Origin of the sequence: Roseburia sp. 831b (genome assembly GCF_001940165.2) — a bacterium.
Lineage (GTDB): Bacteria > Bacillota > Clostridia > Lachnospirales > Lachnospiraceae > Roseburia.
Map to the genome: position 1 here is coordinate 694058 of NZ_CP135162.1, position 19537 is coordinate 713594.

Genomic DNA, 19537 nt, shown 5'->3' on the forward strand with positions numbered 1-19537 from the left:
CATATAACTAATAATGCCGATTCCATTGTAAAAAAAAAGGCATCATGCTAGAATGGATATCGGACAGGCGCAGGCTTATGTCTGCGCTATTTTTTTAGCTTGTTGGAACTGAAGGAGGAAAAAAATGGAATTAAGATCATTAAAGAATGAGTTGTCAGGAAATACTTATCCAGGACGTGGAATTGTAATTGGAAAATCTGCTGACGGAAAATATGCTGTAACTGCTTATTTTATTATGGGTAGAAGCGAGAATAGCCGTAACAGAGTTTTTGTAGAAGATGGAGAAGGAATTCGCACTCAGGCATTTGATCCTTCTAAATTAAGTGATCCAAGCTTGATTATCTATGCACCTGTTCGTGTATTAGGCAATAAGACAATTGTGACAAATGGTGATCAGACTGATACCATTTACGAATTGATGGATAAACAGCAGACATTTGAGCAGGCACTTCGTACCAGAGAGTTCGAGCCGGATGCACCAAACTATACACCAAGAATTTCAGGTATCATGCATGTAGAAAATGGTACATACAACTATGCAATGTCAATTTTAAAGAGCAACAATGGAAACCCGGATGCATGTAACCGTTACACTTTTGCATATCAGAATCCGGTAGCCGGAGAAGCTCATTTCATTCATACTTATATGGGAGATGGCAATCCACTTCCAAGTTTTGAGGGAGAACCAAAGCTTGTTGGATTAGAAGGTGATATCGATACGTTCACAAAGACAGTCTGGGAGAACTTAAACGAAGATAACAAGGTATCTTTATTTGTTCGTTACATCGATATTGCAACCGGAAAATATGAGACAAGAATCGTAAACAAAAATAAATAAGTTCCAAATCAGAACAGTTTAAAAAGAGAGACAATGTGAAAATTTTCACAAAAGGAATGGGAGATTATCATGAAAGAATTAGAATTAAAATATGGATGTAATCCAAATCAGAAACCATCAAGAATTTATATGCAGGAAGGCGAACTTCCAATCAAAGTACTGAACGGAAAACCTGGATATATCAACTTTCTCGATGCGTTCAACGGCTGGCAGCTAGTAAGCGAGTTAAAAAAAGCAACAGGTCTTCCGGCAGCAACATCTTTTAAACATGTATCACCTGCAGGTGCGGCTGTGGGTCTTCCACTTACCGAGGTAGAGCGTAAAATTTACTGGGTAGATGATATGGATATGGAATTTACACCACTTGCAAATGCTTATACAAGAGCAAGAGGTGCGGACAGAATGTCATCCTTTGGCGATTTCATTTCCTTATCCGATGTCTGTGATAAGGCAACTGCCATGATTATCAAACGTGAGGTTTCCGACGGTGTTATCGCACCTGGTTACACAGACGAGGCGCTTGAGATTTTAAAAGCAAAGAAAAAGGGAAATTACAATGTGATTGAGATTGATCCAAATTACGTACCGGCTCCAATCGAGCACAAAGAAGTATTTGGTGTCACATTTGAGCAGGGAAGAAATGAGCTGGTCATCGACGAGCATTTCTTTGACAATGTGGTAACAGAGAATAAAGAGATTCCAGAATCCGCAAAAATTGACCTTGCAATTTCCATGATTACGTTAAAATATACACAGTCCAATTCCGTATGTTATGTAAAAGGCGGACAGGCAATCGGTATCGGTGCAGGACAGCAGTCCAGAATCCACTGTACCCGTCTTGCAGGTTCTAAGGCAGATAACTGGTGGTTACGTCAGTCTCCACAGGTATTAGGACTTCAGTTCTTGGATAAAATCGGTCGTGCAGACAGAGACAATGCCATCGATTTATACATCGGAGAAGACTATATGGACGTCTTGGCAGATGGCGCATGGGAGAATATCTTTAAAGTAAAACCAGAAGTCTTTACAGCAGAAGAAAAACGTGCATGGTTAGATAAGAACACAGATGTATCTTTAGGTTCGGATGCATTCTTCCCATTTGGTGACAATGTAGAACGTGCACATAAGAGCGGTGTCAAATATATTGCCCAGCCAGGCGGATCTATCCGTGATGACCATGTTATTGCAATCTGTAACAAATATGATATCGCAATGGCATTTACCGGAATCCGTTTGTTCCATCATTAATTTGGGGAAGAGAAATTCCCGTTTGTATCAGGCTTATCTTCCCAAAAATGCTTGAAAAAGCTAAATGTATATGATATACTTTGATAAGTTGTGAGTAAAGAATAAGTAGGAGGTGTAGATCGTGGCTATCTTAAAAACGATTTTAACCGTTATTTTTATTATAATCAGTTTAGCTTTAACAGTTATTATCTTGATGCAGGAAGGTAAATCCGCAGGACTTGGTGCAATCAGTGGTGCAGCAGATACCTATTGGGGCAAGAACAAAGGACGTTCCATGGAAGGTATGTTAGTAAAGATTACCAGAGTTTTGGTAGTTTTGTTTGTTGTGATTGCAGCAGTTTTGAATATTGGAAGTTTCTAGAGAACAAGGAAGGCTGTCGTAAAGTGCGACAGTCTTTTTTCATGTAATAGGAAACTTGCAAAGTCAGGTTTGGAAAAGAACGCATAGTTTTTGATTTTTGGACACAATAAGAATGACGTCATACGAAGGAGGAACGTAGCAAAATGAATCAGGAGTTATTCCAGGAAAGAAAAAATATGATCTATAATTTTATCTGCGATGAGCTTTACGTGCCAATGAAAGCAAAAGAGATGGCGGTTGTTCTTGGCGTGCCAAAAGGACAGAGAAAAGAGCTGCAGGAAGTGTTACAGGTCTTATTGGAAGAAGGAAAAATTGACATTTCTTCCAAGGGAAAATACACAAAGTCAGAAGGAAAATTTTTAACCGGAACCTTCACAGCACACCAGAGAGGATTTGGATTTGTGACGGTGGAAGGGGAAGATGAGGATATTTTCATTCCAGAATCCAAGGTAAATGGAGCACTTCACCAGGATGTGGTTCAGGTGTCTGTGGAGGACGGACGAAGTGGAAAAAGAAGAGAAGGTGCGATCACCAAAATTATCAGCCGTGGCATGACGCAGGTGGTCTGTACCTATGAGCAGAGTAAAAACTTTGGCTTTGCAGTACCGGATAATCCTAAATTTGGAAAAGATATCTTTATTCCATTGGAGCGTTCAAAAGGTGCAATCAGTGGTCATAAAGTGGTCGTAGAATTGACCAGTTATGGAAAGCATGGAAAGAAACCGGAAGGAAAAGTGGTTGAGATTATCGGACATATCAATGATCCGGGAACGGATATTATGTCGATTGTAAGAGGCTATGATTTGCCGGTTGAATTTTCGGATAAGATTCTCCGCCAGGCTCAAAATGTTTCCAATGAGGTAAGTGAGGCAGACATGGCAGGCCGCATGGACATCCGAGACTGGCAGACGGTCACCATTGATGGTGAGGATGCAAAAGACTTAGACGATGCAATCACGCTGACAATGGACGGGGAGAATTACAAATTAGGCGTTCACATTGCGGACGTCAGCAATTACGTGCAGGAGAGAAGTGCGCTTGATGTAGAAGCCTTAAAAAGAGGAACTTCTGTCTATCTTGTAGACCGTGTGATACCAATGCTCCCACATAAGCTTTCCAACGGAATCTGTTCCTTGAATGCGGGTGAGAACCGTCTGGCACTAAGCTGTATCATGACAATCGATAAAAAAGGAAATGTAATCGATCACACCATTGCCGAAACGGTTGTAAAAGTGGACCGCAGAATGAGTTACACCAGCGTGAAAAAAATCTTAGAAGAGCATGATGAGGCGGAGTGCAGGGAATACGAAGAACTCATTCCAATGTTTGAGCGCATGAAAGAACTTGCCGCAATTTTGCGGAAAAAGCGCATGAAACGTGGTTCGATTGATTTTGATTTCCCGGAAACAAAAATCATTTTGGATGAAAAGGGAAAACCAATTGACATCAAGCCCTATGACAGGAATGTGGCAACCAAGATTATTGAAGATTTTATGTTGATTGCAAATGAGACGGTAGCACAGGACTTTTTCTGGCAGGAGCTCCCATTTGTGTATCGTACCCATGATAATCCAGACCCGGAAAAAATTCAAAAGCTGTCCACATTTATCAATAATTTTGGATATTCTATTCACATCAATCAGGATGAGGTACATCCGAAAGAATTACAAAAACTTTTGATGAAAATAGACGGAACACCGGAGGAGGCATTGATTAGCAGATTGACACTCCGTTCGATGAAACAGGCAAAATATTCGATTATGAGTACCGGACATTTTGGATTGGCAACATCTTACTACTGTCATTTTACATCCCCGATTCGAAGATATCCGGATTTGCAGATTCATCGTATTATCAAAGAGACACTTCGCGGCAGAATGAATGAAAAGAGAATTGAGCATTACAATGCAATTCTGCCAGAGGTTGCAAAGCACTCCAGCGAGATGGAACGACGCGCTGATGAGGCGGAGCGCGAGACTGACAAATTAAAGAAAGTAGAATATATGTCTACACATATCGGAGAGGTCTTTGAAGGTGTTATTTCCGGCGTGACAGAATGGGGCTTTTATGTAGAGCTTCCAAATACGGTGGAAGGACTCGTCCATGTGACAAGTCTTCGCGATGATTTTTATCATTATCAGGAATCTACTTACGAGATGGTCGGTGAGGTGACAAACAAGCGCTATAAGCTTGGTCAGAGCGTAAAAGTACGTCTTGTGGGGACAGACCGTGTGATGAGAACGATTGATTTTCATGTTGTGACAGACGAGGATGAGACATCACAAGAAAAGGATGCGGCAGAAGAACAGGTTTTATCAGAAGAATAAGTTGCATATACTGTAAAATTGGGGTATACTAGGAAAGCATCAGAAATTTGAAAGGGAGGATGGCGTGATGGCAAAAGATGCATTTAAGTTAGTGGCAAACAATAAAAAAGCATATCATGAGTATTTCCTGGAAGAAAAGTATGAATGCGGTGTGGAACTAAACGGAACCGAAGTCAAATCAATCCGCATGGGCAAATGCAGTATCAAGGAAGCGTTTGTGCGTATTGAAAAAGGAGAGGTCTATGTGTATGGAATGCACATCAGCCCTTATGAAAAAGGGAATATTTTTAACAAAGACCCGCTTCGTCCGAAAAAGCTTTTGATGCACAAGTCGGAGATTCGAAAACTGGAGTCGAAGAGTGCAGAGCAAGGCTATACGTTAGTTCCGGTGGAAGTATACTTAAAAGGCAGTCTGGTAAAAGTGCAGATTGCGCTTGCAAAAGGTAAAAAGTTATACGATAAACGTCAGGATATCGCAAAGAAAGATATGAGACGTGAGGCAGAGCGCGAATTTAAGATTCGGAATCTGTAAAAAAGTTTGTTTCACACATTTTTGTGTGTTACGATAGATGGCGCCTTAGGCGCCGCAAAAACTGAATAGGGGCTAGTAAAGGTTTCGACGGGGGATCTGCAGCTGGAGAAGCGAGTCGTATGGTAATGCGTCAAATGGCCAAACTAAAATTAAACGCTGAAGATAATTTAGCATACGCTGCCTAATGGCAGCAGTCGGCTCTAAAGCACTCACACTTTAGAATCCCGGCTTCGACCATGTGAGAAACGACACTGTCAAAGCTTTGAGGCAGTGGGCGTATTATGAAGCTACTAAAACGTCTAGGGTGTTTGTTCCCGAGGCGCAGAGGGAATGTCAAAGAATAAACTACACTCGTAGAAGGACAGGGAATTTTCCTTCGGACACGGGTTCGACTCCCGTCTAGTCCACTTGAAAAAGTACCGCATTTGCGGTACTTTTTTGTGCGTTTTAATGATAACGAGAGTTGGGAGTCTGGTTCTCCTTCACTATATACACATTTTATACACATAATAATATTGACAATACACAAAAAATGTGTATATTATAATTAAAGGAGGAAAATATATGAAACAAAGAGACTTAATTAAAAAGTTAGAGTCTGTGGGTTTTAAATTTGAACGACATGGTGGAAATCATGATGTATATGTCAGAGGTTTCGATGAGGAACAAATTCCAAGACATAAGGAAATTAATGAAAGATTGGCGAAAGCAATTCTAAGGAAATGGGGATTATAATATCCCCAAACCTTGGATATAGTTATAAATAGATAGTTGAATGGAGGTTATTAGAATGAGACAGGTATATCCAGTAATATTTACACCGTTAAATGATCAAAAGGATACGGTTTTAATAGAAGTACCTGACTTGGAAATTTTAACAGAGGGATATGGAATGGCAGATGCTGTTGAAATGGCTAGAGATGCAATTGGATTAAAGGGAATTTCATATGAGGATAAAGGAAAGAAATTGCCGGAACCAAGTGAATTTAACGTTATTGATGTATCACAAGGAACATTTGCAGAAGATGGTGCTGGATGTGTATCATTAGTAGATATTGATTTTGGTGAATATCGTCGCAAGGTGGACAATAAAACTGTAAGGAGGAATGTGACACTTCCTAACTGGTTGAATCAGGAAGCTGAGAAGGCGCATATTAATGTTTCGCGAGTATTACAAGAAGCATTGATGACTAAATTAGGAGTATCTAGATAGAGCAGAGATATAAGGAATGTGTGCCTGGCGAGGACACGCATAGCATTCATTATATAAGGCAGAATTAAAGCGATACAGGGAAAGCTTTCAGAAGATATACAAAACACTTGATAGTAATTGATACCACATCTGTGATATATATTATTTATCAGAAGCTAAGGGGCTGTAAAATAGGATCTAATCAGGGAATGCCCGAACAGGCATTTGTCGGAACTGACATTCCTTGATATGAGACATATTTTGCAGCTCCTTTTGTTTGCATCTCTATTACGATGGCTGTGCCTGACGCCGATTTTATTGGAATAGGCAGGTGCGCTTTTAAGCCATTTCCTGTTTTGTGACATGCCTATTGATGATTTTTGACAATATGGCATGCACATTTTCCTTTAAGAACAGGGCGTCGGGCATGCCTATTGCTTTTTATTTAGTATAAGGCACAGCAATCACCCCTGAAATTTGCGTGCCTAGAGCTTAATTTAGAGCCTAAAGCACCGCTTTTGTGTTACGGGACAGAGGAAAAAGGCGTGCCTATGACCGGATATTAGCTTGTAGGCATGCAAAACTTTGCAAAAAAAGATTCCATTCCCAAATTCCCTATTGACATATATTGACCATCGATATACTATATAGGTAGTCGATATATAGATTATCTATACACAAGGAGGTAGGGAAAATGTCAGTGGACAAAACGTTACTATCAGGCAGCATGACGATGTTATTGCTTAAGCTGCTGGATGAAAAGGATATGTATGGTTACGAAATGATTGATACCCTAAGGAAGAAATCAAACAATGTTTTTGAACTGAAAGCAGGTACTCTTTATCCGTTGTTACATGGGCTAGAGGAAAAAGGACTGCTAAAGTCCTATGAGCAAAAAATTACTGGAAAGACAAGGAAATATTACAGTATAACGAAAGAGGGCAAGGGACTTTTGGCAAAGAAAACGGTTGAGTGGAATGAATACAAAACGGCGGTATCCAACGTACTTGCGCTTGAAGGTTAGGTGGGAGGTAAGCGGATGGAAGAATATATTGAAAAACTTATCTCTCAGGTCAGGTGCAAGAAAGCAAGACCGTATATAGCAGAAGAAATAAGAGACCACATCGAAGAACAGATGGCAGATAACAAAGAGAACGGTATGTCTGATGCGGAAGCGGAAAAGAATGCAGTGCTCGATATGGGAGATCCTGTCGAAGTGGGGATTTCCTTAGATAGAATTCATAAACCCAAAATGGGATGGAATGTGATTGTCATTGTTGGAATTATCAGTTTGCTGGCAATACTGGTACAGTGGGCATTTGCATCTGCTATTAACAATTATGGTTTAGAGCAGCTAAGTCATATGAGTTATAATTATTCGATGAGAAAATTCTTAAAAAGCATTTTTGCTGGAATGTTGTTTATGGTAGTGATTTATTTTGTGGATTACACAGTGATTGCAAAGTATTCCAAAATCATAGGGCTTTTTATCATAGGAGCCGGACTTTACACGGTTTTGTTTGGAACTTCATTTCATGGAGCAAGGTATTATATTTTCAATTTGAGTGTCAGTGCCACTTCGTTTATGATGCTGTATGTTCCGGTGTATGGCGCAATTCTTTACAAATATCGGGGTGGAGGGTTTGGAGCTCTCTTAAAATGTATTGCATGGCTTTTGACTCCGACACTCATAGCAGTAAGAATACCAAGTCTTGGCGTGGCAGGAATTTTGCTGATTTGTATGTTGGTACAATTAACCATTGCGGTATGTAAAGGCTGGTTTAAAGTCAATAAAAGGGCTGCTTTAACCGGCTTATGGACGGTATTTCTGTTATTGCCATTCGTCAGCCTGTTCGGATTATATTCGCTGCATCTGCTCGCTGATTACCAGGAGGCAAGAATCCGAAGCTGGTTATTGCCAAATCAGGAAGAAGGTTATGTATTATCGGTCATAAGGGAGTATACCAAAAATGTTCCCATGTTTGGAAAAAGCCAGAAAGACATTTTGGGATATCTGCCGGATTTGAACAGAGATTATATCTTTACCTATATTATCAATAGTTATGGTTCCCTTGCTGGAATCATCATTATATCCGTACTGGCAGTGCTGCTTGTATTCCTGTTTGGTGCAGTGATGAGACAGAAAAATGAACTTGGTTTTACCATGGGTGTGGGATGCGGAATGATTTTACTCATGAATGCAGTTATAAACATATGTTGCTCCATCGGAGTTTTGCCACCATCCGCATCATTTCTTCCGTTCTTTTCAGCAGGTGGAAGTAATATGATATTGTGTTACGCATTGATTGGAATTGTGTTAAGCATATATAGATACAAGGATGTGTATCCGGGAAATATTTCAGACAGGGTAGTTATCAAGAAAAAACTGGATGTAAACTTATAGATATAAAGCTAGCCGTTCCCTGAACCGACTTCCCTGGCAACAAATCTTAAGCAGTTTTAAATTTCAAAATCAGATAACAAATCCAGGCTAACATCAGGTCACCTCCCATACTAATATATGCAGTGAGATAGGAAAACATGCAGGAAGGTGGGACAATCTTTTTCAAAAAATTGGCAGAATTCTTGCATTTATGCGTTGTATCACGCATAATAAGGATGGAACGATAATTGTAGTTAAAACATAGATAGAGAATTTGGAGCGAAAAATGGAAAAGATAGAAAAAATAGAACGTGTGAATACATATTCGCACCCGCTTTTTTCAGAAAAAGTGTTAAAACAGCATGGAGCCTTTTTGGTGAATGGGACGCAGCCGTATGAAGTAGAAATTGTTTCGAAGACAGATGCAATTATCCGTGGGGCGTGCGTGGATTTCTATGAAAAAATTATCGAGGAGTTTCGATTTTTTGCAGGGCATATCACTAGATTTTTGGATGAAAAAGGAAATCTGGTGAAGGAATTTCCGAAAGTAGAAGTGTTTCGCGTTCCAATTGAGAAAATCCAGCCATCCCAGTTTTATGTGGATGAAAGCAAAATGGAGGCAGTATCTTCTTTTATAAAGACGGAACAGGATGTGGTGATTCCACTTGGAAAAAGTGAGACAGGCTATATTTCACTGGATGGTCACACCAGGCTAAAAGTTGCACTTGTAAAAGGATTTACGCATGTGTATGGCTTCCTGACGGAGGTAGAAGAGTACGTTGCATGGTTTGTGGCGGAGGCAAAAAAGCGGGGCGTCACATCCGCAGCACAGATGGAAAAACTGAGTCATGAAGAATATGAGATAAAATGGAATGGATTTTGTGACGCCTTTTTCGCAGAGGAAGAATAGATACAGGCAATAAAAATGGAATCTTGGCATAGAATCGGGAAAAAATAGCCGAGTTTCGCTAGAAAAAGGAAAATTTTTTTGGGTGTAATGTGCTATACTTTTTTAGAGAGTGCTAAGATGATTCCATAGAATGGCAGGGGATAAAAGAAATGGCAAAGAAAGAAAATATAACTACGATTGTAAATGGATTTGTTTTTGAAGATCCAGAAGAGGCAAAGAAAGCCCAGAAGGAAGCAGAAGGCGTTCGTTATATCAAGAGCAAGACGGATATGGAGAATCCGGAGATGGTGTTACAGATTTATAAGGATATGATACGCCAGAAAGTGTTTGAAACGGAAGTTGGAATAGCCTACCTCGCAGAATTGCAGGATTATCTGAAAAAGGTACCGTATATCAACGATGAGGACATCCTACCGGTTCCGACGGTTACGAGAGAAACCGATGCGCTGGTCCGTAAAAAGGCAAAGAAAGCAGAGAAAAAGAACGCAGACATCAGACGGAATCAGGCACCAGTCACAGGAAAAGGGGTGGATTATAAGAAGAAGTTTCAGATTTCGCTGGTAATCAATGTTGTACTTGCAGTCTGTATCGTCTGCATGTTTTTGATTAATCTGACAACAAATCAGACAACAATCTTAAACTATGAATCGAAGATTATCGACAAATACGAATCCTGGGAACAGGAATTAAATGAGCGTGAGACTAAGCTTCGCCAGCAGGAACTGGAAAATGGAATCTCAGAGGATACACAGAATGATGGAACTGTTGAAGAAACAAATACACAAGAATAAATTCACATTTTTTTCATAGGTAGTTGGTATTCTATTAGCAAGAAAAGAATGAGCGAAGAGAGGCATGAGTCGTATGGAAAAAGTAAAAATTCTTGTAGTAGATGATGAAAGCAGAATGAGAAAATTAGTCAGGGACTTTTTGGTGCGTCAGAATTATGAGGTTTTAGAGGCAGCAGACGGCGAGGAAGCACTCGATTTATTTTATCGGGAAAAGGATATTGCACTGATTATCTTAGATGTTATGATGCCAAAATTAAATGGCTGGGATGTCTGCCGCGAGGTGAGGGAGACATCGAAAGTTCCGATTATTATGTTAACTGCAAAAGGGGACGAAAGCGACGAACTAAACGGTTTTGAACTTGGCGTAGATGAGTATATTTCAAAACCATTCTCCCCAAAGATTCTGGTTGCCCGTGTCGGCGCAATTTTGCGTAGAAGCGGAAAAACAGAAGAGACAGAGGAAAATATGGAACTGGGTGGAATTGTTGTGAATAAGACAGCACACCTTGTGACCGTAGATGGAGAGCGGATTGACTTAAGTTTTAAAGAATTTGAACTTCTCAGCTATTTTATGGAGAACGCCGGAATTGCACTTTCCAGAGAAAAAATTTTAAATCATGTCTGGAACTATGATTACTTTGGAGATGCCAGAACGATTGACACTCATGTAAAGAAGCTCCGCTCAAAGATGGGCAAAAAGGGTGAATATATCAAGACAATCTGGGGTATGGGTTATAAGTTCGAGGTGGAAAATGCGTAGGAAAGGACAAAAGAGGACACAGTCTTTGACATGGCAGATGGCAGTGATTATCATCGGTCTTGTGGCAGGGACGGTATTCTTATGCTGGTTTTTAAATAATACATTCCTGGAACGCTACTATATTGCACATAAGCAAAACAGCATGTTAGAAGGCTATGAATCGATTGATGATGCAGCGACAAAGGGAATCCTTGAAAAGCAAGAGTATGATGTAACGTTTGAAAATTTATGTGCCAACGGAAATATTACTGTGCTGATTATAGGACCGGACAGAACGATTGTAAGATCTTCTGCCAATGATAATCAGGGAATCATGATTCAGTTTATGGATTTGATTTTTGATGGCGGAAATGCAAAGACCACAACGTTAGAAAAATCCGACAATTATGTCTTACAAAAGCAGACAGATGAAAGGTTAAATTCTGAATACCTTGTCCTGTGGGGAACGTTGTCGGACGGCAATTTTATCATGATGAGAACCGCACTGGAAAGCATTCGTGAGAGCGCTTCAATCTCAAATCGTTTTATGGGATATGTTGGATTGCTTGCAATTTTAATCAGTGCAGTCATTGTTATTTTTGTGTCAAAGGGAATTACGACGCCAATCTTAGAGCTGACCAATATTTCAAAGCGGATGACAGAGCTTGATTTCGATATTAAGTATCAGAGCCGCAAGAAGTACACAAATGAGATTGACGAATTAGGCATGCATATCAACAATCTCTCCGAGGCATTAGAGAGAACGATTTCAGAGTTAAAAGGTGCAAATAACCAGTTAAAGCTTGATATTGAGAAAAAGACACAGATTGATGAAATGCGAAAAGAATTCTTATCGAATGTTTCTCATGAATTAAAGACGCCGTTAGCACTTATCCAGGGATATGCAGAAGGACTAAAAGAATGTATCAACGATGATGCAGAGAGCAGGGATTTTTACTGTGAAGTCATTATGGATGAAGCGGATAAGATGAACCAGATGGTGAAAAAGCTTTTGACATTGAATCAGCTGGAATTTGGAAATGACAAGGTTGTGATTGAACGGTTTGATATGACAGAACTCATCAAAGGTGTGCTGAATTCTACTACAATTTTGATGATGCAAAACGGAATAACGGTTGAATTTTTAGAGGATGAGCCGATGTATGTCTGGGCGGATGAATTTAAAATTGAAGAAGTTATGACAAATTATCTAAGTAATGCGGTCAATCATGCCGATTTAAATAAGAGAATTAAAATTTTCTATACGAAAAAGGCAGACTGTGTCAGAATCAGTGTCTTTAACACGGGAGAACCGATTCCGGAAGAGGATATCGATAATATCTGGATTAAGTTCTATAAAGTAGACAAGGCAAGAACACGTGAGTATGGTGGAAGTGGAATCGGATTGTCCATTGTAAAGGCAATCATGGAGTCCTTAAACCGCGAGTGTGGTGTCATTAACCATGAAGACGGAGTAGAGTTCTGGCTGGAGCTTGATACAAATGCAAGCAGTAATAGGAAAGAAGAACCAAAAATATAGTTGATAAATTTTCAAAAAAATGGTAACATGAAGTAAAATTTAACTGATATTTTCAAAGGAGTGAAAATGGGAAAATCAAGGATGAAAGCGGTAGCAGCGATTTGCACTGCAACATTATTACTTGGTGGATGCGGCGAGGCACCTTATGAATTGACGCAGTCAGAAGAGTCTTTGATTGTCAATTACGCGGCGCATGTTGTTGCGAAGTTTAATGTAAAGCAGAAAGATGGCATTACCTATGTGGATCCATCCAAGTTACAGCCACAGGAAGAGACGGAGACAGAACTTGCGGAAGAGACACCGCAGGATACGTCGACGGAGACTGCAGATGGTGCACAGAATGCCGGCGAGGGCGGACAGCCGCAGGAGAATGCAGAGCAGACAGGAAAGACACTGCAAGATTTATTTGGAACGGATGGATTGTCAGTTTCCTATACAGGGTATGATGTAAATGCAAGTTATGTAGAGGAAGATTATTATTCTTTAAATGCACCTGCAGGAAGTACATACGTGATTCTGAATGTGAACGTGACAAACAATACAAATCAGGATATCACGCTGGACAATCTGAGTAAAAAACCATCTTTTAAGGCAACGATTAACGGTGAAGAAGTGCCGGCAGAGACGACAATTCTGCTGACGGATTTTTCGACTTATCAAGGTACAATTGCAGCGGGACAGTCCGTAAACACCGTATTAATTTTTAAGGTAAATGAGGAAACAGGTGCTAATATTACAGATATGAACCTGGAAGTGAACATGAATGGAGAAAAAATAGCGGTTATTTTGTAAAAATACACGAAAAATCGTATAATTATGAAACAATATATGATATAATTATTTTACAAAGACTGCAGGAGGAGATATGTGATGGATACAAATATTCTTTTGGAAACAGGTACGAACGAATTAGAGGTTTTGGAATTTACATTAGGTGACAACCATTATGGAATTAATGTTGCGAAGATTCGTGAAATTTTAACATATCAGGCAGTTACACCAATTCCAAATGCACATCCGAGTGTGGAAGGTATTTTTATGCCACGTGATGTAATGATGACAGTTATTGACTTGAAACGCTGCTTGGGAATGCAGCCATCCGAAGAGGGCGGATTGTTCATTATTACCAACTTTAACAAATTAAATATTGCATTTCATGTAGATGAGGTAATCGGAATTCACAGAGTATCCTGGGAAGACATTATCAAACCGGATTCTACAATTAATACAGAAGATAACAGCGCATCTACCGGTGTTATCAAACTGGGTGACAAATTAGTTGTCATTCTTGACTTTGAAAAGATTGTGACAGATATCAGTCCAGAGACAGGACTTAAGGTATCTGATGTAGATAACATGACAGGAAGAGAGAGATGTGATTCTCCAATTCTGATTGCAGAGGATTCTCCGCTTCTTGGTAAATTGATTACAGACTGTCTGAAAAAATCAGGTTATACCAACATCATTATGAATATGAATGGACAGGAAGCATGGGATAAGCTTTGTCAGATGAAAGCGGAAGGAGATGTCTTAGATAAGGTTCATTGCATTATCACAGATATTGAGATGCCACTTATGGATGGTCACCGCCTCACAAAGCTTGTTAAGACAGATGATGTGTTAAAGAAGATTCCAGTTGTTATCTTCTCATCCTTAGTCAATGAGGAAATGAGAAGAAAAGGAGAACAGATCGGTGCAGATGCTCAGTTGACCAAGCCAGAGATTGGAAGTTTGGTATCCGCAATTGATGAACTCATCGACAAGGGACTTTCTTCAAGATAATACGTTTAAAGTGAAAAGGGGTGTGATGTTTCATCACATCCCTAATTCGGTTATAGAGAAACATCGGAGGAAACATAATGAGCAAATCTGAAGATTATTTGGACAATCTGCTTAGTTCTGTATCGCCAAAAAACAGTGGAAGGTCTATCTCCTTAAGTGATGCGGGGAGAGTGGTAGATCCAGACAAAGCATTTTTAGATGAATTTGAAAAACAGTTGATGGAAGACGACGGGGATGATCAGTTCCTGCGTGATTTCGAGAAAGAATTAGCAGGCGATCACAGCACTGTTTTCCAGGATGAGAAGCCGGATGCAGAGGAGACTGTACCAGCGGAACATGTTTCATCAGAGGATGAAGCGGATGTTGATAAGGAAGACCTGATTGGAAATCTCGACAACATTGTGAATTCTGCGAAAAAGAAAATGCAGGATGAGGAAGAGGCAGAGGGAGAGAATGAACTTTCAAAGGAATCAGATGATGAGTCAGAATTCGTTGTGGACACGTTAGATGATGACGCGAAAGCAATGATAGAGTCCAGCCAAAAGGGACCAAGCCTGAAAGAGGAGTTCGGAATCGAAGATGATGACTTTGATGATTTTGGAATTGAGGATGATATCACATTTGGCGATGAGCCAGAGACACAGAATGAGGCAACAAAAGACACAGAGTCAAACGGTGAGGATGACGATGTAGTATCTTTGCTGCAATCAGAAGATGACTTTGCCGAGCTTGGCAATATGATAAAAGAAAAAGACGAAGGTGCGGCAGAATCCACGGACAAAGAGGATGGAAAGAAAAAAGATTCCGACAAAAAAGAGGGATTTTTTGCAAAATTAAAACGTATCCTGTTTGGTGAGGATGAGGACGAGGAGAACGCAGCTAAGGAACCGGAGAAAAAAGAAGAAAGCACGATGGAAGGACTGGATGGATTATCAGATGAAAATCTTGATATTCTAAAAGAACTGGAAGGTTCCATGGGTGCAAAAGCAGAAAAAGAACCGGAAGAAGAGCCAAAAGATAAGAAAGAAAAGAAGAAGAAAGAGAAGAAGCCAAAGGAAAAGAAAGAAAAGAAACCGAAGGTTAAGAAGGAAAAGAAACCAAAGCCACCAAAGGAGAAGGACAATACACCACCTCTTCCAAAGGTTCCGGTGATTTTAATCTTTGTGATGGCAGCATCTTTCATGCTATTAATTTTGTTAGGAAGCAAAGTAATCAATTATTCTTCAAACATCAAGCAGGCACAGTCTTTGACAGACCAGGGAAAATATACAGAAGCATATGCCGAGTTATCAGGAATGGATGTGAAAGACAAAGATACAGAATTATATGAGAAAACCAAGATTTTAGCAGCTGTATCCAGCCAGTATGAGGCAGCACAGGTGTTCATAGAAGACGAAGATTATGATATGGCATTGGATTCTCTGATTTGTGCAGTAGGACGATACGATATCAATTATTCGGATGCAGAGACCTATAACTGTACCGTAGAATTAAACCTGATTGAGCAGAATGTGGAGGAAACATTAAGTTCCCAGTTCGCAATGACAGCAGATCAGGCAAGAGAATTATATGCAACACGATCCAGAAAAGATTATACAGTTGAAGTGTATAAAGTGATTCAAAATTTAGGCTTGGAAAAGGTGACGGAAGAATGATAGCAATTATTGATTATGATGCAGGAAATATCAAAAGTGTTGAGAAAGCACTCCATTATATCGGTCAGGAATGTGTGGTGACCAGAGATTTTAACGAAATCCGCAATTCTGACAGAGTTATTTTGCCGGGAGTAGGCTCCTTTGGAGATGCGATGGCACATTTGAAAAAATATGAGCTGGACAAGGTAATTCGGGAAGTAACTGAAATGGGAAAACCATTTCTTGGAATCTGCCTTGGCTTGCAGCTCTTATTCGAAGGAAGCGAAGAGAGCGAGGGTGTGGAAGGCTTACACTTGTTAGAGGGAACGATTAAAAAGATTCCGGACAAGGAAGGCTTAAAGATTCCGCACGTTGGCTGGAATTCCCTGACACTGCAGCATAATGGTAGATTGTTTGAGGGCATTGGACAGGATGCCTACGTCTATTTTGTACATTCCTATTATTTACAGGCAAAGAATGAGGAGATTGTAAAAGCAACCACAGAATACAGCACCTGTATTCATGCTTCGGTAGAACAGGGCAATATTTTTGCATGTCAGTTCCATCCGGAAAAAAGCAGTGCGGTTGGTCAGAAGATTCTAACAAACTTTTCAATGATTTAGGGAGGAAGGCAGAAGATGTTTACAAAAAGAATCATTCCTTGTCTTGATGTGAAAAACGGACGGGTCGTAAAAGGTGTTAACTTTGTTGATTTAAAAGATGCGGGAGACCCGGTTGAGATTGCAGCAGCCTATGATAAGGCTGGAGCAGACGAACTGGTGTTCCTTGATATTACAGCTACTTCGGATGCAAGAGAAACTGTTGTGGAGATGGTTCGAAAAGTAGCGGATAAAGTGTTTATTCCATTTACCGTTGGTGGAGGAATCCGTACGGTAGAGGATTTTCGTACCCTTTTAAGAGAAGGTGCGGATAAGATTTCGATTAATTCTGCAGCGATTAATTCGCCAAGACTTATCTCGGATGCAGCGGACAAATTTGGCAGCCAGTGTGTAGTGGTTGCAATTGATGCAAGAAAAAGAGAAGATGGAAGCGGCTGGAATGTATACAAGAATGGTGGCCGTATCGATACAGGACTTGACGCAATTGAGTGGGCGAGAGAAGCGGATAAGCTTGGAGCCGGTGAAATTCTTTTGACAAGTATGGATTGTGACGGTACAAAGGCAGGATATGACATTGAACTTACCAGATTGATTGCAGAAAACGTTTCCATTCCTGTGATTGCATCCGGTGGTGCCGGAACAAAAGAGCATTTTTATGAGGCTCTGACAAAAGGAAAAGCAGACGCAGCACTTGCAGCTTCCCTTTTCCATTATAAAGAATTAGAGATTGCAGATTTAAAAGACTATTTGGCAGAACGTGGAGTTTCCGTCAGAAGGTAGTAGATAGGAGATTGTTATGCCACCGATTCAAAATGACTGGCTGAAACCGTTAGAGCCAGAATTTCACAAAGATTATTACAAGTCACTGTTTCAGAAAGTGACACAAGAATATAAGACGCATTTGATTTTCCCACCGGCAGATGATATTTTTAATGCGTTTCACCTGACACCGCTTAAGGATGTGAAGGTTGTGATTTTAGGACAGGACCCTTATCACAATGATGGACAGGCACACGGACTTTGCTTTTCGGTAAAACCGGAAGTCGATATTCCACCGTCTCTGGTGAATATCTATCAGGAATTACATGATGATTTGGGTTGTTACATTCCAGACAACGGATATCTGGTAAAATGGGCAAAACAGGGTGTCCTGATGCTCAACACAGTACTCACAGTCCGTGCACACGCGGCAAATTCTCACAGAGGAATTGGCTGGGAGCAGTTTACAGATGCAGCAATCCGTATCTTGGATGAGCAAGACCGCCCAATCGTATTTATCCTATGGGGAAGACCTGCGCAGATGAAAAAGGCGATGCTTCATAATCCCAAACATTTGATTTTAGAAGCGCCTCATCCAAGTCCATTGTCCGCATACCGTGGTTTCTTTGGAAGCAAGCCTTTCAGCAAGACAAATCAGTTTTTGGTAGAACATGGATTAGAGCCGATTGACTGGCAGATTGAAAATAAGAATTCGTAAAGAATTGACATCGAAATGAAATTGAATACCGAAAAATGAGGAGTGCCCAGACATCTAAGATGCCTGGGCAATTATGAAAAAAATTTATCAAGTGATAAGTACTTAATAACTTATTTGATATTATAATTGTACCAATGAGTTATGAACAATCTATGAACGAACGGTAAAGGCTTTCTTAAGGTATTGTGTCTGTTATTTATACATGGAAAAACTAAAGAAAACAGCGCGTTATTACGATATACAATATAGTAGAAAATGATAACAGGGATGTGAATAGAATTCAAAGGAGTGATTACTATGGCAACAATTTCATCGTATGATTCTTCCTCTATCAGCACATTGTTTTCCAGCTTCTCCAACAAGAAGACGAGCAATGTAGCATCGGATTTGCTTGGAATTAGTTACAGTGATTATGCGATTATCAAAAATGGCAGTTATCATAAGCTGATGAAGGCATATTATTCGGATGATAAGAAGACAGAAAATATTGCGTCTTCGATGGCGACAGCAAAAGATACGACAAAGACGTTAGCTTCTGTTGAAAATGCTGCAGAAGATGTGAAGAAGAAGGCAGAAGATTTGCTTTCAAATGGAAGTAAGTCTGTATTCAAGAAAGAGAGTGTCAAGGGAAGCGATGGCACAACAACGCAGGAATATGACAAAGATGCCATCTATAAGGCAGTTTCTAATTTTGCAAGCAGTTATAATGACTTGTTAGATGCTGCGTCAAAGTCCAATACAAATCAGATTTTAAGTACAACCAAATCATTGGTAACTTATACAAGTCAGAATGAGAAACTGCTTGGTTCCATTGGAATCACCATCGGCAGTGACAATAAGATGTCAGTTGATGAGACACAATTTAAGAAGGCAGATATGTCGACTGTGAAGTCGATTTTCCAGACAACAGGTGCATATGGCTATCAGGTATCCGCCAAGGCATCCATGATTCAGTATTATGCGCAGAATGAGGCATCTAAGTCCAACACGTATTCTAAGAATGGAATGTATACATACAACTATAATTCCGGTCAGATTTATCAGTCTACGACCTAGAACTGTGAATTTAAAATATGAAAATAAGAGAACCGATTGCCTGTTAGCTGCAATCGGTTCTTTTGTGTGTAAAGAAAAATAATACAAAATTAGGTATGTTAATTTGA

General features: G+C 40.0%; 20 protein-coding genes and 1 other RNA gene. All 21 read left to right on the forward strand.

The window, feature by feature from the left end; translation table 11 throughout:
* Positions 1-124 precede the first annotated feature (124 nt).
* The 21 genes from BIV16_RS03100 (at position 125) to BIV16_RS03200 (ending at position 19430) form a co-directional block, all read left to right on the forward strand.
* Positions 125-838 (forward strand): IMP cyclohydrolase, encoded by a 714-nt coding sequence (locus BIV16_RS03100; RefSeq protein ID WP_075679396.1) that lies wholly within the window; start codon positions 125-127, stop codon positions 836-838.
* Between the two features lie 69 nt (positions 839-907).
* Positions 908-2086 (forward strand): phosphoribosylaminoimidazolecarboxamide formyltransferase, encoded by a 1179-nt coding sequence (locus BIV16_RS03105; protein ID WP_075679395.1) that lies wholly within the window; start codon positions 908-910, stop codon positions 2084-2086.
* A gap of 121 nt (positions 2087-2207) precedes the next feature.
* A complete protein-coding gene (secG, locus tag BIV16_RS03110) occupies positions 2208-2447 on the forward strand; it encodes a preprotein translocase subunit SecG (RefSeq protein WP_075679394.1) in 240 nt (79 codons plus the stop codon).
* 143 nt (positions 2448-2590) lie between these two features.
* Positions 2591-4774, forward strand: coding sequence for a ribonuclease R (rnr, locus tag BIV16_RS03115; protein WP_075679393.1), 2184 nt, complete (start codon positions 2591-2593; stop codon positions 4772-4774).
* A gap of 67 nt (positions 4775-4841) precedes the next feature.
* A complete protein-coding gene (gene smpB, locus BIV16_RS03120) occupies positions 4842-5306 on the forward strand; it encodes an SsrA-binding protein SmpB (protein WP_075679392.1) in 465 nt (154 codons plus the stop codon).
* Positions 5307-5375: 69 nt separating this feature from the next.
* Positions 5376-5716, forward strand: a transfer-messenger RNA (tmRNA) gene (ssrA, locus tag BIV16_RS03125).
* 154 nt (positions 5717-5870) lie between these two features.
* The gene (locus BIV16_RS03130; protein ID WP_075679391.1) at positions 5871-6041 is read left to right on the forward strand and encodes a type II toxin-antitoxin system HicA family toxin; all 171 of its coding nucleotides are present in this window, start codon (positions 5871-5873) and stop codon (positions 6039-6041) included.
* Positions 6042-6096: 55 nt separating this feature from the next.
* Complete coding sequence (locus BIV16_RS03135) at positions 6097-6519, forward strand: type II toxin-antitoxin system HicB family antitoxin (RefSeq protein ID WP_075679390.1); 423 nt, start codon at positions 6097-6099, stop codon at positions 6517-6519.
* Between the two features lie 673 nt (positions 6520-7192).
* Positions 7193-7522 (forward strand): PadR family transcriptional regulator, encoded by a 330-nt coding sequence (locus tag BIV16_RS03140; RefSeq protein ID WP_075679389.1) that lies wholly within the window; start codon positions 7193-7195, stop codon positions 7520-7522.
* 15 nt (positions 7523-7537) lie between these two features.
* Positions 7538-8902, forward strand: coding sequence for an FtsW/RodA/SpoVE family cell cycle protein (locus tag BIV16_RS03145; RefSeq protein WP_075679388.1), 1365 nt, complete (start codon positions 7538-7540; stop codon positions 8900-8902).
* A 265-nt stretch (positions 8903-9167) separates the two neighbouring features.
* Complete coding sequence (locus tag BIV16_RS03150) at positions 9168-9791, forward strand: hypothetical protein (protein ID WP_075679387.1); 624 nt, start codon at positions 9168-9170, stop codon at positions 9789-9791.
* Positions 9792-9940: 149 nt separating this feature from the next.
* Entirely contained in the window at positions 9941-10582 is a 642-nt protein-coding gene (locus BIV16_RS03155; protein ID WP_075679386.1) for a hypothetical protein, read from the forward strand.
* 73 nt (positions 10583-10655) lie between these two features.
* Positions 10656-11342, forward strand: a complete 687-nt coding sequence (locus tag BIV16_RS03160) for a response regulator transcription factor (protein ID WP_075679385.1) — start codon at positions 10656-10658, stop codon at positions 11340-11342.
* Complete coding sequence (locus BIV16_RS03165; protein WP_075679384.1) at positions 11335-12861, forward strand: sensor histidine kinase; 1527 nt, start codon at positions 11335-11337, stop codon at positions 12859-12861. Before BIV16_RS03160 ends, BIV16_RS03165 begins: the two co-directional genes overlap by 8 nt.
* 66 nt (positions 12862-12927) lie before the next feature.
* Entirely contained in the window at positions 12928-13653 is a 726-nt protein-coding gene (locus BIV16_RS03170) for a DUF4352 domain-containing protein (protein ID WP_075679383.1), read from the forward strand.
* Positions 13654-13731: 78 nt separating this feature from the next.
* Positions 13732-14643 (forward strand): chemotaxis protein, encoded by a 912-nt coding sequence (locus BIV16_RS03175; protein WP_075679382.1) that lies wholly within the window; start codon positions 13732-13734, stop codon positions 14641-14643.
* A 77-nt stretch (positions 14644-14720) separates the two neighbouring features.
* Positions 14721-16298 (forward strand): hypothetical protein, encoded by a 1578-nt coding sequence (locus BIV16_RS03180; protein ID WP_075679381.1) that lies wholly within the window; start codon positions 14721-14723, stop codon positions 16296-16298.
* On the forward strand, positions 16295-16900 hold the full coding sequence (hisH, locus tag BIV16_RS03185) for an imidazole glycerol phosphate synthase subunit HisH (RefSeq protein WP_075679380.1): 606 nt from the start codon (positions 16295-16297) through the stop codon (positions 16898-16900). The genes BIV16_RS03180 and hisH overlap by 4 nt, the downstream gene beginning before the upstream one ends.
* Positions 16901-16915: 15 nt before the next feature.
* Positions 16916-17677, forward strand: coding sequence for an imidazole glycerol phosphate synthase subunit HisF (gene hisF / locus BIV16_RS03190; protein ID WP_075679379.1), 762 nt, complete (start codon positions 16916-16918; stop codon positions 17675-17677).
* A gap of 16 nt (positions 17678-17693) precedes the next feature.
* Positions 17694-18374: a uracil-DNA glycosylase gene (locus BIV16_RS03195; protein WP_075679378.1), complete on the forward strand. Its 681-nt coding sequence runs from the start codon at positions 17694-17696 to the stop codon at positions 18372-18374.
* Positions 18375-18671: 297 nt separating this feature from the next.
* A complete protein-coding gene (locus BIV16_RS03200) occupies positions 18672-19430 on the forward strand; it encodes a hypothetical protein (RefSeq protein ID WP_173664530.1) in 759 nt (252 codons plus the stop codon).
* The last annotated feature ends 107 nt before the right edge of the window (positions 19431-19537 follow it).

Excerpts from the sequence above, each read along its gene's own strand:
- BIV16_RS03145 (WP_075679388.1), top strand. The coding sequence starts at position 7,538 with ATGGAAGAATATATTGAAAAACTTATCTCTCAGGTCAGGTGCAAGAAA.
- BIV16_RS03140 (WP_075679389.1), top strand. The coding sequence starts at position 7,193 with ATGTCAGTGGACAAAACGTTACTATCAGGCAGCATGACGATGTTATTG.
- hisF (WP_075679379.1), top strand. The coding sequence starts at position 16,916 with ATGTTTACAAAAAGAATCATTCCTTGTCTTGATGTGAAAAACGGACGG.
- BIV16_RS03160 (WP_075679385.1), top strand. The coding sequence starts at position 10,656 with ATGGAAAAAGTAAAAATTCTTGTAGTAGATGATGAAAGCAGAATGAGA.
- smpB (WP_075679392.1), top strand. The coding sequence starts at position 4,842 with ATGGCAAAAGATGCATTTAAGTTAGTGGCAAACAATAAAAAAGCATAT.
- BIV16_RS03175 (WP_075679382.1), top strand. The coding sequence starts at position 13,732 with ATGGATACAAATATTCTTTTGGAAACAGGTACGAACGAATTAGAGGTT.
- BIV16_RS03170 (WP_075679383.1), top strand. The coding sequence starts at position 12,928 with ATGGGAAAATCAAGGATGAAAGCGGTAGCAGCGATTTGCACTGCAACA.
- BIV16_RS03155 (WP_075679386.1), top strand. The coding sequence starts at position 9,941 with ATGGCAAAGAAAGAAAATATAACTACGATTGTAAATGGATTTGTTTTT.
- BIV16_RS03135 (WP_075679390.1), top strand. The coding sequence starts at position 6,097 with ATGAGACAGGTATATCCAGTAATATTTACACCGTTAAATGATCAAAAG.
- BIV16_RS03195 (WP_075679378.1), top strand. The coding sequence starts at position 17,694 with ATGCCACCGATTCAAAATGACTGGCTGAAACCGTTAGAGCCAGAATTT.
- hisH (WP_075679380.1), top strand. The coding sequence starts at position 16,295 with ATGATAGCAATTATTGATTATGATGCAGGAAATATCAAAAGTGTTGAG.
- rnr (WP_075679393.1), top strand. The coding sequence starts at position 2,591 with ATGAATCAGGAGTTATTCCAGGAAAGAAAAAATATGATCTATAATTTT.
- BIV16_RS03180 (WP_075679381.1), top strand. The coding sequence starts at position 14,721 with ATGAGCAAATCTGAAGATTATTTGGACAATCTGCTTAGTTCTGTATCG.
- BIV16_RS03105 (WP_075679395.1), top strand. The coding sequence starts at position 908 with ATGAAAGAATTAGAATTAAAATATGGATGTAATCCAAATCAGAAACCA.
- BIV16_RS03150 (WP_075679387.1), top strand. The coding sequence starts at position 9,168 with ATGGAAAAGATAGAAAAAATAGAACGTGTGAATACATATTCGCACCCG.
- BIV16_RS03165 (WP_075679384.1), top strand. The coding sequence starts at position 11,335 with ATGCGTAGGAAAGGACAAAAGAGGACACAGTCTTTGACATGGCAGATG.
- BIV16_RS03130 (WP_075679391.1), top strand. The coding sequence starts at position 5,871 with ATGAAACAAAGAGACTTAATTAAAAAGTTAGAGTCTGTGGGTTTTAAA.
- BIV16_RS03200 (WP_173664530.1), top strand. The coding sequence starts at position 18,672 with ATGGCAACAATTTCATCGTATGATTCTTCCTCTATCAGCACATTGTTT.
- BIV16_RS03100 (WP_075679396.1), top strand. The coding sequence starts at position 125 with ATGGAATTAAGATCATTAAAGAATGAGTTGTCAGGAAATACTTATCCA.